Source organism: Immundisolibacter sp., from assembly GCF_014359565.1.
Taxonomy (GTDB): domain Bacteria; phylum Pseudomonadota; class Gammaproteobacteria; order Immundisolibacterales; family Immundisolibacteraceae; genus Immundisolibacter.
In genome coordinates, this window is sequence record NZ_JACIZD010000011.1 from 25,244 (window position 1) to 40,090 (window position 14,847).

Below are 14,847 nucleotides of genomic sequence, written 5' to 3' on the forward strand. Positions count from 1 at the left end.
CTAAGCAAGAGCTGGCCGCCAGTCTTAATCCCTTCTTCATAAGGTCTGGGTCCGTTCGCGACCTGCCAGACACGCAAGCAAAGCGCGAGGCGTCTTAATCCCTTCTTCATAAGGTCTGGGTCCGTTCGAAGGCTACAGCAAAGCCATCGCCACGTTTGCTTCTTAATCCCTTCTTCATAAGGTCTGGGTCCGTTCCCTTTGCGAAGGCTGGACCGCACGCTGCCAAGGGTCTTAATCCCTTCTTCATAAGGTCTGGGTCCGTTCGCCTCCCTGGTGAACAGGCTCAAGGGTGTCTCAAGGTCTTAATCCCTTCTTCATAAGGTCTGGGTCCGTTCTTGAGAAGAAGGTAGACCGCCGCAGCCGAAAGGGTCTTAATCCCTTCTTCATAAGGTCTGGGTCCGTTCGGTCTTTGCCATACACCAAATAGCCCCGGACCGAGTCTTAATCCCTTCTTCATAAGGTCTGGGTCCGTTCGTTCTCTTGAGTTTCGTATGCACCCTGGGTGTACTGAGTCTTAATCCCTTCTTCATAAGGTCTGGGTCCGTTCTGGTCTTGTTGCCTAGTGCCTCACGATACTCGGTCTTAATCCCTTCTTCATAAGGTCTGGGTCCGTTCAGTACCGGCCGACGAATAAATTCCCTTCCTCCCGTCTTAATCCCTTCTTCATAAGGTCTGGGTCCGTTCCGCCAAAGCGGACCAATCGCGGACGCAAACCGCGTCTTAATCCCTTCTTCATAAGGTCTGGGTCCGTTCGAAGGTTACAGCAAGGCCATCGCCACGTTCGCGTCTTAATCCCTTCTTCATAAGGTCTGGGTCCGTTCGAAACACCATGCGTAACGGAGCTCGCTCCTTGGTCTTAATCCCTTCTTCATAAGGTCTGGGTCCGTTCTGAAAACGACGTGGAAGGCCTTGACGCGACCGAGGTCTTAATCCCTTCTTCATAAGGTCTGGGTCCGTTCCTTGGGTTCATCCACAGCCTTGGCTGCTACGCCGTCTTAATCCCTTCTTCATAAGGTCTGGGTCCGTTCGCGAGTGCGTGACAAGTTGTGCGGCTCTAGCGAGTCTTAATCCCTTCTTCATAAGGTCTGGGTCCGTTCCGGTAGACTTCTCACAGCCGTGGGATATTGGGTCTTAATCCCTTCTTCATAAGGTCTGGGTCCGTTCTCCTTTACCTTGTTCGGTCAGGGGATTGTCTCGGTCTTAATCCCTTCTTCATAAGGTCTGGGTCCGTTCGCGGCATTCGACGCCATACCCGCCTAGATTCCGTCTTAATCCCTTCTTCATAAGGTCTGGGTCCGTTCTCACGGGCCTGGACGGGGTATATCTCCGCTGGGTCTTAATCCCTTCTTCATAAGGTCTGGGTCCGTTCCCCTGATGACCGGCGACGTTCTCATCGTGGTAGGTCTTAATCCCTTCTTCATAAGGTCTGGGTCCGTTCTCAGGATTTGCGAGAGGCCGCAGAACGACTTGAGGTCTTAATCCCTTCTTCATAAGGTCTGGGTCCGTTCCATCACGTTCAGCGCTTCGTCCATCAACTTCGGTCTTAATCCCTTCTTCATAAGGTCTGGGTCCGTTCCCATGCGGCAAGCTCGGCTTCGGGCGTTTCTGCGTCTTAATCCCTTCTTCATAAGGTCTGGGTCCGTTCGCTCGGGCCGGTGAAGATCGCCGAGGCGCTTCCGTCTTAATCCCTTCTTCATAAGGTCTGGGTCCGTTCGGCTGCGCTCGCCAGGATGGACAAATGAGCGCGTCTTAATCCCTTCTTCATAAGGTCTGGGTCCGTTCCCTGGCCGACGCCTACGACGCAGCGCAGGCGGCGTCTTAATCCCTTCTTCATAAGGTCTGGGTCCGTTCTATTCTACAGAATAAATAGGCAACCAGATATTCGTCTTAATCCCTTCTTCATAAGGTCTGGGTCCGTTCAGCTCCGTATATTCCCTCCTTTCAGGTCAGTCAGTTGTGCCGGGGGTTGACGATGGTTCGACCGCCCCGAGGGGTCAGGGGTTGGCGCCAGCACGTCAAGACCCTGCTCCAGAAGGTAAACGGCTTCCGGCAGGGCGCTGCGGCCGTAGAACACCCAGTCCGGTCGCTGTGGCAGCGGGTACAGCCGCACGTCGTCTTGTGGGGCGATGATGCTGTTGATGGTGGCTACCAGGTGGCGAATACCGCGGCGCGTGAAGCGCCCGACGAATACCGAGTATTGCACGGCCAGGGCTTGTTTCTTGAGCGCACGGTGCAGGGTCACCAGGCGGCGCGGTTCGCGAACGTCGTAGGCAATGAGCCAGGTCTGGGTGTTCATCGGATGTTGGGGGGCGGTTGTGCTGGACCGGGCCGGTGGCGGCTCACAGGCCGAGGCTGAACAGGCTGGCGATCAGGCGTCGGCATGTAGCCACCAGGCCCGGCTGCAGGGATCGGTGGTAGATGGCGGCGGCGGCGGCGAGGTTGTCGGCCTGCATGGGCACCGGCGCGGTGAGCAGTTTCCCCCGCAACGGCCATTGCAGGAGACTCTGCAAATCGTCCGCCAGATGCCCGGCCGGGCCGAGGCCGGCAAGCTGGTCGGGCGCCAGTCCAGCGCGCGTGAGCGCCGCTGCGATGTCGGCCCGCAGCAGGCTGTTCAGGCGCTGCTGGCAGCTGTCGGCCTGGGCGCCAAGACGCGCCTGCACGGCCTGGTGCAGACGCTGACGCAGGCCGTGTGCGCGCAGGACATCCTCGGGCCAGCCCAGCGCCCGGCAGGTGTAGGCGGCGCGGCGATGGTGCTGCGCCATGAGCCAGGTGTGGTATCGCTGCTCCCAGTCGGGGCGCGCGGCGGCCATTTCCAGGCGCGCGCCGAGGCCCAGGTGATCGGCCGGTACACCGCTGGCAATGCCGGTGCAGCGGTCATCGAGGTCCAGAAAGGCCACCACCAGGCCCTGCTGGACGCATGCCTGCAAGGCATCGCCGCGCCAGCCGACCGGGCCGCGGCACAGGATGTAGGACAGGCGGGCGAAGGGGTACCACACGGGTGCCAGATCGCCCGCCGTGACTTGCAGCGCCGGGCCGGCGCGCTCCACGATCAACGTGCTGCGGCCGTCAAGGTAAAGCGTCTTGCTCGGTCCCATCGGGGTTCTCGGTCAGGGCGGCTGGACAGGCGGCGCGCGCGGCGGCGGCCAGGCGCCGGCACAGGTGGCGCAGTGCCCGACGCTGCGGCGCAGCGAACTGTTCGTAAGCGACGAAGAAGGCCTGCCGGCCGGCCTTGCCCAGGCGGCAGCGACCGGCCTCGGTGTGGAAGTGATCGGCGCGCAGGGTGCGTTCGGCAAACAGCCGCCACAGCCAGCCATCCAGGCGCGGGCGCAGCGGTTCGATGAGGTCGCTGGCCAGCGATTCGCGGCCGAAGGCCAGGCCGTGCAGAAAGCCGATGTACGGGTCCAGCCCGGCGCCGTAGGCGCTGCGCACGGCCTCGAAATGCAGCAGCGTGTAGCCGAGCGACAGGGCCGCGTTGACAGGATCCGGCGGCGGTCGGCGGCGGCGGGCGGTAAAGCCAAGCGTCGGCGGCATGACCCCGGCCAGGGCGCGAAAGTGGGCTGCGGCGGCAGCCCCTTCCAGACCGCGCAGCGTGGCCAGGTCGCCGGCCTGGTCCAGCGCCGGCAGCAGGGCGTACACAGTGTCGATGCTTTTGGTCAGATGGCGTGACTGATCGGCCCGCTGGCGTCTGACCTGACACAGCAGGCGCCACTGACGGCGCACTTTGTGGGCCAGAAGGCGACGCGCGGTGGCGAGCGTCCAGGCCGGGTCCTGCGCCAGGCGCATCTGACCGATCCGCACGCGGGCGTCCTGATGGGGACGGCCATGGACGATGGCCACCCGCTCGCCGCTGCGGGGGCCAAGCAGCAGCACGCCGATGCCGCGCTCGGCCAATGCCCCCAGCGCACTGCTGTCGGTGCGCACGGCGCTGGTGACGACCACCCGCTCGAGCAGCGCCAGCGGCACGTCCTGCGCCGGGCCGCCGTCGGTGCGCAGACGCAGTCGGCCGGCGTGGTGGGTCACTTCCAGGCCCTTGCGGTCCAGGTACAGGGTGCCCATCGGTCAGCCGGCGTAGAAAAACGGCGGGTCGACCGCCGGCACGGCGCAACCCAGCGCCACGGTCTGCGCGCGCGGGTCCAGGCGCAGCAGGAAGAAGCGGTCGCAGCGGCTGTCCAGCAAGGCGGCCATGTCGGCCAGCAGGGCGCCTTTCTCGGCCGGCGTCAGAAAGCACTCGTAGACGGATTTCTGACCGCCGGTGGCGTAGGCGCGCACCAGATCGAGCGCGGCTTGCAGCCGGCGCGGGCAGGCCACGTCGTAGGCGGCCAGATGCAGGGCACGGTCGGGCATGGTGGGCTCCCGGTGGCAGGAAGCCGGTATCGAATCACGAATTCCGGCGGCCGCCCGCTGCGGCAAGCTTGCGGACCCGCAGCACCGGCTGGTCGTTCATCCGGGCCCGGTCAGGCCGGACGCAGCGGGCCGAAATTGCTGTATTGGCCGGCTTCGTGGTGATAAAGCAGCAGCCGTGCGCCGTTGGCGAACTCGGCGCCCACCAGCGCCGCCACCACGGCCGGTCCGGCATGAAAATAATGGATGCAGTCGGCGCCGGCTTTCAGGAGTTGCGCTGCGACGTGGCGCAGCTCGCGGTGCAGGTCGGGCATGTCCTGCGCGGTGATGGCCCGGTCGCGCCGCACCACCAGGATGCGCTCATCGGGAATGGCGGCCAGCGCCGGCTGCTGGCGGCGGAAATTCTCGACGCTGGCCCGCACGTCCTTGCCGGCCAACAGGTCGACGATCAGGATGGCCGGGCGCTCGCCGGGCTGGCGGCGGATGGCGTTGAACCAGCGCCGTTCGCGCCGACGGCGGCCGAACACCACATCCCACCAGGTCCACACGATGGGCACCAGCGCCAGCAAGCCCAGCACGACCCCGATGGGGTCCAGCCAGTCGGCGATGAAGGCGCGCAGCGCGTCCATTGCTCAACTCCCCACGCGCCGCACGCAGTATTCCTCCAGCCGCGCGCCGCAGGCGGCCATGTCGGCGGCGCTCAGCTCCCGCCCGCGCCAGTCCGGCGGCAGGTCCAGTGCCAGGTGCACGTAACGCGCGCCCTGGCTGCAAACCGCCGCGGCCAGGTTCACCGGCAGGGTACCGATGACGGTATCGCCGGCGCCGACCTCGGCCGGGTCCAGGTGCGCCAGCAGCCGGTCCACGGCCAGACCCTGCGCCTGCGCCCAGGCCGCCGCGCCGGGATGGCGGGAGACGAAGAAGGTGGTCATGGCGTCATTTACCGCCCAGCCAGGCTTTCACCAGCAGGGTGTTCTGGTAGTCCTTGTCCTTCTCGGGCTTTTTGGCTTGGCTGGATTCCTTCCACTGGCCTTTCGCCTCCCGCATTCTGGCTTCCAGCCAGCGAGCCACGGCGATCTTGTCCTCGCCCTGCCAGCGGCCCTGCTTGACGGCGCCGATGACCGCCGAAAGTTCAGGTTGATTCTTATCCGGGCGCTGGTCCAGGAACTCGGCGATGGATCGCTCGATGGGACTCATTCTTTCCAGTGCTTCTGCATGCTCCCGGGCCTCGCGCTGTGCTGCCAGCTCGGCTTGTTGTCGCGCCTCGTGTTCGATCCGCTCTCTTTCGCGACGCTGTTCTGCCTGCCGATCCCGTGTCATGGCGCCGTACCCCACTGCCGTCTTGGCGCCAAAGCCGAGCCATTCGAAGGCGTGTTCGAAGGCTGCGGTGAGCAGCCTCTGCCACTGCGGCTTGCCATCGGCGTCGTTTTCGAGCAGCGCCGGCGCCAGGCGACCCAGGTGTGCCCTGTCGCAGATGACGTGAAAGCTGAAGTCCGAGCCCGGCGGCACGGTCAGGAAACTGATGGGTGTGGGCTGGCCGGAGTCGTGGGGAGTGACGCTGTCTCCTGACTTGCGCTCCGGTTTTTGCTGGTAGTAGTGCGACTGGTGCGGGGTCATGATTTCGACCAATAGGCTGTCGCCGGCGATCCGGGGGATCACGTCCCAGAAGCTCAGCGCGCCGCGCACGTGGTCTGAGTCGCTGCCAGACGCTACGGGGCCAAACAGCACGTCGCACATTGACAGCGCGACAACCTTTTTCTGTATCACCACGGAAAACGGCTTGTCGTCATCGGGCCGCCAGCCGGCTGCGTCACCCCAATCGCCGCTGGCCAGCTCCCGCGCCGCCTGGCGCAGCCCGCCCTTGACGCCGGAGCCCGGAAGATACGGCAGGCCATAGGGATTCAGGAAGGCAAACCCGTTTTCCAGCGGGTGTTCGTTGCCAAGGCCGGTGGTGAAGGGCGCGGTAGCTCTGGCATCCAGGCACAGTCCTTCGGCGGCTGTAACCATGTCGAACAGTCGTTGCTGTCGGCTTCCCAGCGCGCTCATGGATGCGCGATCGGAGGCAGTCAGGCGGGTCACCTTCTTCCAGGCTTCGCGCGCGGCAGAGTCGTTCTTGTTCCACAGCTCCGGCAAGCGCTGTTGACTGATTAGCTGGGCAATGGTTGCGTCCATGCCTTCTCGCTCGAGCAGCGCTGCGACTTCCTGTGCTTGCCGGCTACCTTTGGCGGCCCGCGTGGTTACCTCACGCTCCTGATCTTCGCGTGTAGCGGCGCGCGATAAATCGGGCTGTTTGGTGCAATAAATGGCTGGGCCTGCATTTTGCGCTGTGCGTAGCTAAATTGCGGATGCTGCAATGGCGGCATGACCATCGAGCCGGCACGTCGGGGGCGTACCGGCTCGATGGTCGTTCACCAGTTCATCACTGCCAGCTCGTAGCGGGGTGCCTTCTTGGTGGCCGCTGATCGGCCGATGGTGTACCTGGTGGTGAGTCGGCGTTGGCGGAATCCGGCGAACACTTCCCGCATGTCGGGGTGGTCGTTGATTGTCAGCAGTGCGCGGCCCTTGAGGCTCCTAAGCGTCCGCGCCAGGGCTTGGTATTGGTCGAGGCCGAACGGGACGCCGTAGCCCTCGGTTTGCCAGTACGGCGGGTCACAGAAGAAGAACGTGCCGGGCCGATCATAACGGGCAACGCACGCATCCCAGGGCAGGTGCTCGATGGTGACGCGAGCCAGGCGCAGGTGCGCCGCGCTCAGATCCTCTTCGAGCCGCAGCAGGTTGATGCGGGGCGGGCTGCCGGCGTCGGTGCCGAAGGTCTGGCCGGATACCTTGGCGCCGAAGCTCGTCTTCTGAAGGAAGAGGAACCGCGCAGCGCGCTGGATATCCGTCAGCGTGGCCGGCGCGCTGGCCAGCAGCCGTTCGAATTCCTCGCGTGCCACCAGTTGCCAGCGGAACTGGCGGACGAACTCGTCCAGGTGATGCTTCACCACGCGGTACAGGGTCACCAGTTCGCCGTTGATATCGTTGAGCACTTCGACCTTGGCGGGCTCGGACCGCAGGAACAGCATGGCTGCCGCACCCGCGAAGGGCTCGACGTATGTCGTGTGGTCCGAATCGAAAAGCTCCATCAGCTGCGGCGCGAGGCGGCTCTTGCCGCCTGGCCATGGAATCAATGTGCAGGTCTTCACGCGATCACACCTTTTGGTTCTGAGGGCACCTAGACTTGCCCGGCTCTCGAGAGCAGCAGGGCCTAGGCCAATGCCACGCGGCGGATCGCGTGTGTTGCGGCGGCGGGCCGTCCGCTTGCCGGCGGCGGCCCGTCGCCCTGTCTTACGCCGGCGGGATGCACCCCCTGCGCAGCAGCTGCGCACCCAGCGCGCCCAGGGCGGCGCCGATGAGGTGGGCGGGCCAGGCAATGCCGGCGTAGGCGGGGCCGAGTGTGGCGAAGATGGCTTGCGAGCCTAGCCAGGCCAGTGCCACGGCGCCGGCGGGGCAACCCATCAGTCGGCCGTGGGGGCGCACTGTGAGGTACGCGGCCAGGGCTGCGGCGGCGGCTCCGCTGGCGCCGATGACGGGCCGGGCGAGCAGGCTCGCGGCGATGGCGTTGGAGGCCAGTGCAGCAGCGGCGAGCAGGACGACAGCGCGGCGCGCGCCAAGGGTGGTGGAAATGGACGGCCAGCACGCGGCCAGCATGAGCAGATTGGCGGCAAGGTGCAGGCTATCGTGATGATGAAACACGCCGACGCGCACAACAGCTTCGCGCACATCTGTGATGCAAGCCAGCACCGCAGCCGCCAATTCAGACGGCCACGCCGGCGGACCAGGCGCCGGCCCGGAACACGCTGAGCTTTTGCTCGTCCTCGATGTGCGCCAGCGTGCCGGTGCGCAGGGGGCCGGAGAATATCCACGCCGCGCCATCCCACACCGTGGCTTCGTTTTCGTGGCCGGCCCAGGCCCCTGTAGCGGGGGCGGCGGGGATGTAGGTGTCGCCGGTGGCGGGGGAGCCTGGCGGGGCGGTTAGGTCGCGATCCTTGGCCGACAGGTGCAGGCCAAACCGGCCGATGCGCAGGATGTTGTCGTTCATCTCCGCGGACCAGCCGGACTCGCCGAGGGACCAGCCGTATTTAAGGCCGCTGCGGGGTTCGGTGCTGGATGGCATGTTGGGCTCCTGGTTGGGGGGATGGGGTTATGGGCGGGGGCGACGGTCGGACGGCCGGGGTTGCCGTGGCCGCTGGGCGGCGGCGCGATGATGTGGCAGGGGCACGGGGCGGTGTTCGGACTGCCTGTGCGGCTGCTGGCCTGCGTGGCGGGCCGGGCAATGGTGGAAGTGGTAGCAGCGCGTCACGGGCCGCCCCAGTAGTTGCCCCACTGGTAGCCCCAGCCGGCGCGGTCCACGGTGATGTTGTGTTTCTGATGGCTGACCAGGCCGGCGCGGACGGACTCGAGCTCGGCGCGGATGCGGCCGTTGAGGCGAGTTGCTTGCGTCCCCTGGATGTTCCAGCGGAACGCCTGGAACTTGGAGACATTGCCGCCCCCGGCGTTGTTGCGTAATCCGACACCGCCGGGGCCAGCGTGCGCGGAGTCTGTTGCCGATGCCACTTGTTGCCCGTCCACGAACGCTGTCAGGGCCGTGCCGGCGGCCCGGAACCGGATCGTCTTCGATGTGCCGCGCGCCCACGAGATGTTGGCCTGTGCTAGTTGGGTATAGGCGCCGCCGACGCGTTTGAAAATCCTGATGTTTTGGGATGGGGCAGCGCCAGAATCATCGTAGAGCGCAAGCAGGTAGTAGTTGCTGCTATTGACGAATCGCAGCACCAAGCCTCCGTCGCCGGCGGTGTTAATGTCCGCCTCGATCACCACGTCCGTATAGGACGTGCCGTTGCGAATGAACTTTGCTTGGGTGCCTCCCGTCGCGGTCAGCTCGCCGCTGGCGATGGCCCACGTGGCATTCGCATCGGCGACCTGCGTGTATTGCGACGTGGAGTCTGTGTCGAAGGTGTCTTCGTTGTACGTAAAGCCCGGCGACCCAGGCACCGTCAACCCGCTGTCCGCCTCCTCGTCCGTCCACGTGTAGCTGCTGCCCGTCAGCCCCGTCTCGGTGCGCAGCAGGGTGTCGGTCTCGCCGTACAGGCGCAGGGTGTAGGTGGTGGCGGCCTCGGGGCCGATGCTGGCCTGCAGTGTGTCGATGAGCTGATCGGCCTGGAGCAGGCGGTCGCGGTGCGCCCAGCCGAAGGCGATGAGCGGGTTGCCGGCCAGGGCCACGGGATAGGAGACCCCGTTGATCTTCACGTTGCCGGGCGGGTAGGGCAACACGGCGCGGCCGACGACGTCCAGCGACATGGCGCTGGCGGCGCCGATGTCGAGCTGCTGGCTGCTGGTGTTGGTGAGCAGCTTGATAGCCAGCGTCTCGCCGGCGGTGTACTCGGTGAGGTCGACCGCCGCATTGTCCTGGTAGAACCAGATCCGCGAGCCCGCGGCATGCTGGCTCGGTACGGTATCTGCGCAGCCTCGGGCGAGCGTGACGGTGCCAGCCGCAGGGTCGATTGCATCGACGCGGACGATCTCGTCGTCCCACAGCGCGGCCGAACCGACTGCGACTTCGTCCAGGCGCGTGGCGCCGCTGAGGGTGAAGGCGGTATCGGGCCAAGAAGCCACCTCGACCACCAATGCGCTCGGACACCAGTCGCCGTCCACGGTTTCGATGTATCCCGCTCCGGCGTCGACCATGGCTGTGTAATTGGTGCTGACGGCAGGATCGGCGGCGACGGTCGCCAGGTAGCCGACGTCGGCCGGCAGCACTTCCAGGTCGGCGCGGCTCAGTGCGCTGACCACCTCGATGTACGGCGCCTCGAAGGCGGCCTGCGCGGTGATCGGCGCCGGCGTCTGCGACGGGTCGGTATCGACGCCCGGCTCGACCTGCGCGAACGCCGTGGCGGGCAGCGAGTAGATATCCTGCGTGGCCTTGAGGCGGATGGCGCCGCTCTTGAGGCTGCCGGTCTCCTTTTCGCCCACGATGCAGACCATGTCGGCGATGCCCCGCTTGGGGGCCTGCAGGCGGAAGTACGTGTTCGGGCGCCAGGCAAAGGGCTTGCGCGTGCAGACCAGGTCGAGGGCACGCGTGGGCGTGGCGGTGGCCTGCAGCTCGCGCTGCGCCACGCGGGCGGCGAGGCTGGCGGTCGGGATCTCTGGATAGTCGATGGTCTGGTGGATGGTGCCGAAGGCCGCGATGAGCGCCCGCGCCTGCACCGGCGGGGTGGTGATGGTCTCCTTCTTCTCGGGATCGAAATACTTGACCGACACGCTGTTGACGGCGTTGTCGAGTGTGGACGGCAGCTCCTTGAAGTCCAGGATGTCGTCGTCGGTCAGGATCGGCAGATCGCCCAGCACGTAGTCGCCGCGGGCCAGGTCCAGATGCCACTGGCCAGTGATCGGGTCGCGGCTGAAGGCGCCGTCGATCAGCTTGCTGATGCGCTGCTCGAACTCCTCGACGCTCTCGTTGGCCGGGTCGCGCGTGGTGCAGATGCCGAAGCCTTCGGCGTACAACGTGTCGGCGGCGGCGGCGAGGCTGGCGTCGTTGATGTTGGCCGTTGGCTCGCGGCCGAGGTCCGAATTTGTGCGGGCGAAGTACAGGATGTGGGCGGGGTTCATCGAAAAATCAATGTCTGGCAAACCAGTCGCCAGCACACCATCAACATGCATGTAATACAGCCCGGTCGCGCCATTCCTGCTTAGTGAAACAAAGTGCCACTCTCCAACACCGATGGGTTCTCTGTCGCCGCTTATGTCTACAATCACTGGCGGACCGGAATCATTTATAAAAAACGACAGCTTGTCGCCCAAAACACGCCAGTCTGTATCTCTATGAGGAATACTGAGTGGCCCTGCACTGAGGATAACATTGCCATACATATATGTGGATAATGTATCAAGATTGATCCACGCCTCCAGTGTGAACGTTTGGCCCAGGTCTTCCTCGCCAGGCGTAAAATCGATCTGAACCCGATCATCTATCCCATCGAAATAACACGATGATCCCCCGAATTTGCTTTGCGCCGTGCTAAGTGCGGCGCCGCCGTAGGCGGTGACTGTGTGGCCCTTGGCATCTATGATCGTCGTGCTGCCGTTATCGCCATTGAACAACAGACAAAACAATACGTTGGCCCAATAGGGATCTGCGCCGCTGGTATCAAATTCATCCGTGGGCACTGCATAGGTTTCAGTGGTATAGCGTGCGACGCCCTTGGTCACCCGAATCGAATCAATAGACCCTTTAAACCAGCTCTGATTTACAAAATAGGTACCTGTCCATTCTTCGGCGCAGCCAATATTCAGCCATCCCGTGGAATAGGCCAGCCAGCCGTAAGGGTTGCTGACGGGCGCTCGCTGCATGATTTTTCCGACCGGCGCCGTTTCCGGATACCAGCACGGGTCGGTATCCCACCCCTGCCTGATCTTGCGAATCTTGTAGCTGGCCTTCTGCGGGTAGGGGTTCATGGCGCCGTATTTGCCGCCCTTGAAAACCAGCGTGGCCAGGCCGCGCCAGGCGGGCACCTGCGCGCCGAGGTTGGCCAGCAGGTAGGCGTTGGGCGCCTGCGTGGCCTCGCCGAACATCACGTCCACGTCGCTGACGATGCCGCCCTGTTCCTCGGTGCCGCCCCACAGCTTGGGCTTATTGATGTTGATGGTGCCGCTGGCGGTCAGATTGCCCTGCCAGGCCGTCCGATCGCCGCCGCGAAACTCCAGGAACGCGTCGATCGGCCCCTTGCACAGGCCGGCGTGATACAGCAGCTTGTACCAGTAGCCGACGGTCTGCTTCTTACTGCTGCCGCCCATCGGCCGCCTCCTTTGTCGCGCACTCCCGCGCCCAGGCCACCAGCGCCAGCGCCAGGGCGTCGCCGGTGGCCTCCATTACCTCGGCCGCAATGCCGTTGCGCACGAAGTCGGACCAATCCAGACCGTGCGCCGCGAACCATGCCCGTGCACCGCCACGGCAAAACCCCGGCCGGCTGGAGAATCCGGGGATGCTGAACAAGTGGCGCGTGGTGATGATCACTTCTTGCCGCCCTTCTTCTTGATCTTCTGCGTGCCCATGCCCTTCCAGGCCAGCACGAATTGATCGTCGATCCACACCGTGCCGAACACGTCCCGCACGGCGAGGCCGTCTTCGGTATTGGGCGCCGTGGACTGCATCGGCTTGGGCGCCTCGATCTTGGGCCGCATGAAAAACGCCACCGCCGCCATCACGATGCCCAGCACCAGGCCCGCCACCCACCAGGTAATCGCCTTTGCCGGCTGGTCCGGCGGCAGCGGATGCAGGATGCCGACCACCACCAGCCGCACCAGGTGCAGCACCGTGCCCAACGTGCCCAGGCACCAGACGATGATCCGCGCCTGCCGACCGGCGCGGGTGTCCATCCACCAGTAGCGCAGGCGCCACGACCACACGTACCAGAGCCTGCGCATCAGGTCCATGACATCGGCGTCTCGGTTGGATCCTTGCGCGGCTTGTAGATGGCGCCGCCATAGTTGATGGTGTTGCCCCGCGCCACGCAGGCGGCCCAGGTCTGCTGGCAGCCGGGCCGGGCAATGACGGCCAGTCCAACTGCCAGATCGGCCGCGCCGTAAAGCAGCCTCAGATTGCCCAGGCTGTGCTCCATGATCGAGCGGCGCTCCACCAGGCCATCGAGGCGCGTCCATTCGATCCATCCGCCATCCAGCGCCAGCGGCGCATCGGCAAACGCGCTGGATCCCACATCCAAACCGTTCACTGCCGACAGCGTGGTGGACACCTCGAACGCATCGAGCGCCAGATTGCACCCGCGCAATCCGGTCGAATACACCGTCTTCCAGCAGGCGCGCTGCCACTTTGGCCCCTGGTTGCGGGCCTTGGCGATGGCCGGGCTCTGTTCGCAGGTCAGCGTCAGCTCGATGTCGGTGAAGCTCGGCTGTGTGACGATGCCGGACCATTCCACGGCCGGCGGATCGGTGTCGCCGTAATGCGTGGCCAGGCACGTCACGGTAATCGAATCGCTCGGGATATACGGGTGCCAGTTGTCGCCCAGCGCCTGCGTGGCCGGGAATTCCGGCGCGTTCGGGTCGCGCAGATAGGCCAGCGTGATAGTGAGCTTGTCTTTGGCCCGCTCGGCGGTCTGTTTTATCTCGCCGCGGTCGATGGGCGCGGCCAGATAGGTATTGCCGCCGATGACCAGATTGCGGTCGGCATTGCAAAAGCGCCACACCACGCTTTGCCGCTGGAAAACAAACAGTCGCACCGGGCGGCCGAGGAAGCGGGATAGCTCGAACGTCTCAAACATCCGGCACCACCGCTTGCCAGCCGAGCGTCACGGTCGCCACGCCGTCCTGGTCGGTAATGTGGTCGATTTCCACCTCGTCACTGGCCAGCGTGGAGAGCGCCATGAACGATATCCGCCGGATGGCGCCCGCCGCGATGGCACTGCCGGATAGCGAGGCGCTCAACGTCAGCGTCTCGGTCGCGCCGGCCTCCACGGCATTGTCGATGCGCCGGTAATACACCGTGCCGTCGAGCAGCTCGATGCGCACGTCTTTGCGGTTCGGCTGATTCTTGCCAAACAGCGTATAGCCCGCCCACTCGATGCTCAGACTCGTGCTGCCGCCGGCAAGGGTGGCCGCCGGCAGCAGGTCCGCCGCGTAGCTCGGGATCCAGATCGGCACCCGCCGACCGTGCAGCGTGTACAGCAGCGAGCGCAGCCAGGTGTGCTCCGCCCGCCCGAACAGCTTGTACGCCATGCGCTGCGTGCGCAGGCCGCGGCCGGCCAGGTCGTGCGCCAACGGCAGCGCGGCGTCGTAATCCACCAGCTCAATCAGCCGCGACGTGCTGGCGGTCGGGTCGTCGCTTTCCTCCGGCGGCATGTCCATCACCGGATGGCCCAGATACAGCGTCGGGCTGGCCAGCTCCGGCCAGTCGCACGGCTCGATCAGGTCAAACGTGATGCTGCGCCGGCCGACGTCATCCGAGCGCAGCCGTTCCTCGGCGCCGTCCTGCACCCGCGCGCGGCGCAGCGGATATAGCCGCGCGATGGGGCCGTGCGCGGTCAGCGTCGGATCCGTCAGCGCCAGATAGCCGGCCGCGATGGCGGCGATATTGACCACCTCCCAGGCGTTGACGGCATCGACTATCAGCGCCTGCCCACCGACCACGAAATCGAACCCCGCCGTCGCGCACGGCACGATGTCGATGCCGGACGCCAGCGTGCCGACCAGGCGCTGGCCGTCCGGCCAGATGGGCAGCAGCCAGGCGCCGCCGTAGCCCGCCAGCAGCATGTCGGCCGTGCGCCGCTCCTGGCCGCCGGCCAGCAGCTCGAAGGCCAGCCGGCGGCGCGGCGCAATGCGCAGGCCGCGGTGCTGGGTGTTGCCGCTGGCGTTGGCCTGCAGCACGTCGGTCAGCCAGGCCAGCGTCTCCTGCACGCCGTTGGACCAATCCGGCGAGATTGGCCACACGCGCGCGCCGGCGACGGTAAAGCTACCCACGGC

Annotated in this window: 14 protein-coding genes, 1 pseudogene and 1 CRISPR repeat array (1 of these 16 running past the window's edge); all 15 genes and pseudogenes read right to left on the reverse strand. The window is 65.2% G+C overall.

Going from position 1 to position 14,847, the window contains the following annotated elements; genetic code table 11:
* Positions 1-1,920: direct repeats of the CRISPR family, unit length 36 nt; unit sequence GTCTTAATCCCTTCTTCATAAGGTCTGGGTCCGTTC (it extends 393 nt beyond the left edge of the window).
* Between the two features lie 175 nt (positions 1,921-2,095).
* Positions 2,096-2,296, reverse strand: a pseudogene (gene cas2 / locus H5U26_RS14945) (CRISPR-associated endonuclease Cas2); the annotation flags it as partial.
* Positions 2,297-2,339: 43 nt separating this feature from the next.
* The gene (locus H5U26_RS11345) at positions 2,340-3,095 is read right to left on the reverse strand and encodes a hypothetical protein (RefSeq protein ID WP_290619733.1); all 756 of its coding nucleotides are present in this window, start codon (positions 3,093-3,095) and stop codon (positions 2,340-2,342) included.
* Positions 3,067-4,056: a CRISPR-associated endonuclease Cas1 gene (cas1, locus tag H5U26_RS11350; RefSeq protein ID WP_290619735.1), complete on the reverse strand. Its 990-nt coding sequence runs from the start codon at positions 4,054-4,056 to the stop codon at positions 3,067-3,069. The genes H5U26_RS11345 and cas1 overlap by 29 nt, the downstream gene beginning before the upstream one ends.
* Positions 4,057-4,059: 3 nt before the next feature.
* Positions 4,060-4,344 carry a CRISPR-associated endonuclease Cas2 gene (locus H5U26_RS11355; protein WP_290619737.1) on the reverse strand — a complete coding sequence of 95 codons (285 nt, stop codon included), beginning with the start codon at positions 4,342-4,344 and terminating at the stop codon, positions 4,060-4,062.
* Between the two features lie 110 nt (positions 4,345-4,454).
* On the reverse strand, positions 4,455-4,970 hold the full coding sequence (locus H5U26_RS11360) for a hypothetical protein (protein WP_290619739.1): 516 nt from the start codon (positions 4,968-4,970) through the stop codon (positions 4,455-4,457).
* A gap of 3 nt (positions 4,971-4,973) precedes the next feature.
* Positions 4,974-5,270 carry a CRISPR-associated protein Csx16 gene (gene csx16 / locus H5U26_RS11365; protein WP_290619741.1) on the reverse strand — a complete coding sequence of 99 codons (297 nt, stop codon included), beginning with the start codon at positions 5,268-5,270 and terminating at the stop codon, positions 4,974-4,976.
* A gap of 4 nt (positions 5,271-5,274) precedes the next feature.
* Positions 5,275-6,510 carry a type III-B CRISPR module RAMP protein Cmr6 gene (gene cmr6, locus H5U26_RS11370; RefSeq protein WP_290619743.1) on the reverse strand — a complete coding sequence of 412 codons (1,236 nt, stop codon included), beginning with the start codon at positions 6,508-6,510 and terminating at the stop codon, positions 5,275-5,277.
* A 236-nt stretch (positions 6,511-6,746) separates the two neighbouring features.
* On the reverse strand, positions 6,747-7,523 hold the full coding sequence (locus H5U26_RS11375) for a DNA adenine methylase (protein WP_290619745.1): 777 nt from the start codon (positions 7,521-7,523) through the stop codon (positions 6,747-6,749).
* 142 nt (positions 7,524-7,665) lie between these two features.
* Positions 7,666-8,121, reverse strand: a complete 456-nt coding sequence (locus tag H5U26_RS11380; protein ID WP_290619747.1) for a rhomboid family intramembrane serine protease — start codon at positions 8,119-8,121, stop codon at positions 7,666-7,668.
* 13 nt (positions 8,122-8,134) lie between these two features.
* A complete protein-coding gene (locus H5U26_RS11385; protein WP_290619749.1) occupies positions 8,135-8,494 on the reverse strand; it encodes a DUF2793 domain-containing protein in 360 nt (119 codons plus the stop codon).
* Between the two features lie 182 nt (positions 8,495-8,676).
* Positions 8,677-12,168: a phage tail protein gene (locus tag H5U26_RS11390; protein ID WP_290619751.1), complete on the reverse strand. Its 3,492-nt coding sequence runs from the start codon at positions 12,166-12,168 to the stop codon at positions 8,677-8,679.
* On the reverse strand, positions 12,152-12,388 hold the full coding sequence (locus H5U26_RS11395) for a hypothetical protein (RefSeq protein WP_290619753.1): 237 nt from the start codon (positions 12,386-12,388) through the stop codon (positions 12,152-12,154). The genes H5U26_RS11390 and H5U26_RS11395 overlap by 17 nt, the downstream gene beginning before the upstream one ends.
* Positions 12,385-12,807, reverse strand: coding sequence for a hypothetical protein (locus tag H5U26_RS11400; RefSeq protein ID WP_290619755.1), 423 nt, complete (start codon positions 12,805-12,807; stop codon positions 12,385-12,387). Before H5U26_RS11400 ends, H5U26_RS11395 begins: the two co-directional genes overlap by 4 nt.
* Complete coding sequence (locus tag H5U26_RS11405; protein ID WP_290619757.1) at positions 12,798-13,649, reverse strand: DUF2163 domain-containing protein; 852 nt, start codon at positions 13,647-13,649, stop codon at positions 12,798-12,800. Before H5U26_RS11405 ends, H5U26_RS11400 begins: the two co-directional genes overlap by 10 nt.
* The gene (locus H5U26_RS11410) at positions 13,642-14,844 is read right to left on the reverse strand and encodes a hypothetical protein (RefSeq protein WP_290619759.1); all 1,203 of its coding nucleotides are present in this window, start codon (positions 14,842-14,844) and stop codon (positions 13,642-13,644) included. The genes H5U26_RS11405 and H5U26_RS11410 overlap by 8 nt, the downstream gene beginning before the upstream one ends.
* Between the last annotated feature and the right edge of the window lie 3 nt (positions 14,845-14,847).

Bases quoted from the DNA above. Each gene is read 5' to 3' on its own strand.
- H5U26_RS11345 (WP_290619733.1), bottom strand. From the start codon at position 3,095: ATGGGACCGAGCAAGACGCTTTACCTTGACGGCCGCAGCACGTTGATC.
- cas1 (WP_290619735.1), bottom strand. From the start codon at position 4,056: ATGGGCACCCTGTACCTGGACCGCAAGGGCCTGGAAGTGACCCACCAC.
- H5U26_RS11355 (WP_290619737.1), bottom strand. From the start codon at position 4,344: ATGCCCGACCGTGCCCTGCATCTGGCCGCCTACGACGTGGCCTGCCCG.
- H5U26_RS11360 (WP_290619739.1), bottom strand. From the start codon at position 4,970: ATGGACGCGCTGCGCGCCTTCATCGCCGACTGGCTGGACCCCATCGGG.
- csx16 (WP_290619741.1), bottom strand. From the start codon at position 5,270: ATGACCACCTTCTTCGTCTCCCGCCATCCCGGCGCGGCGGCCTGGGCG.
- cmr6 (WP_290619743.1), bottom strand. From the start codon at position 6,510: ATGGACGCAACCATTGCCCAGCTAATCAGTCAACAGCGCTTGCCGGAG.
- H5U26_RS11385 (WP_290619749.1), bottom strand. From the start codon at position 8,494: ATGCCATCCAGCACCGAACCCCGCAGCGGCCTTAAATACGGCTGGTCC.
- H5U26_RS11390 (WP_290619751.1), bottom strand. From the start codon at position 12,168: ATGGGCGGCAGCAGTAAGAAGCAGACCGTCGGCTACTGGTACAAGCTG.
- H5U26_RS11400 (WP_290619755.1), bottom strand. From the start codon at position 12,807: ATGGACCTGATGCGCAGGCTCTGGTACGTGTGGTCGTGGCGCCTGCGC.
- H5U26_RS11405 (WP_290619757.1), bottom strand. From the start codon at position 13,649: ATGTTTGAGACGTTCGAGCTATCCCGCTTCCTCGGCCGCCCGGTGCGA.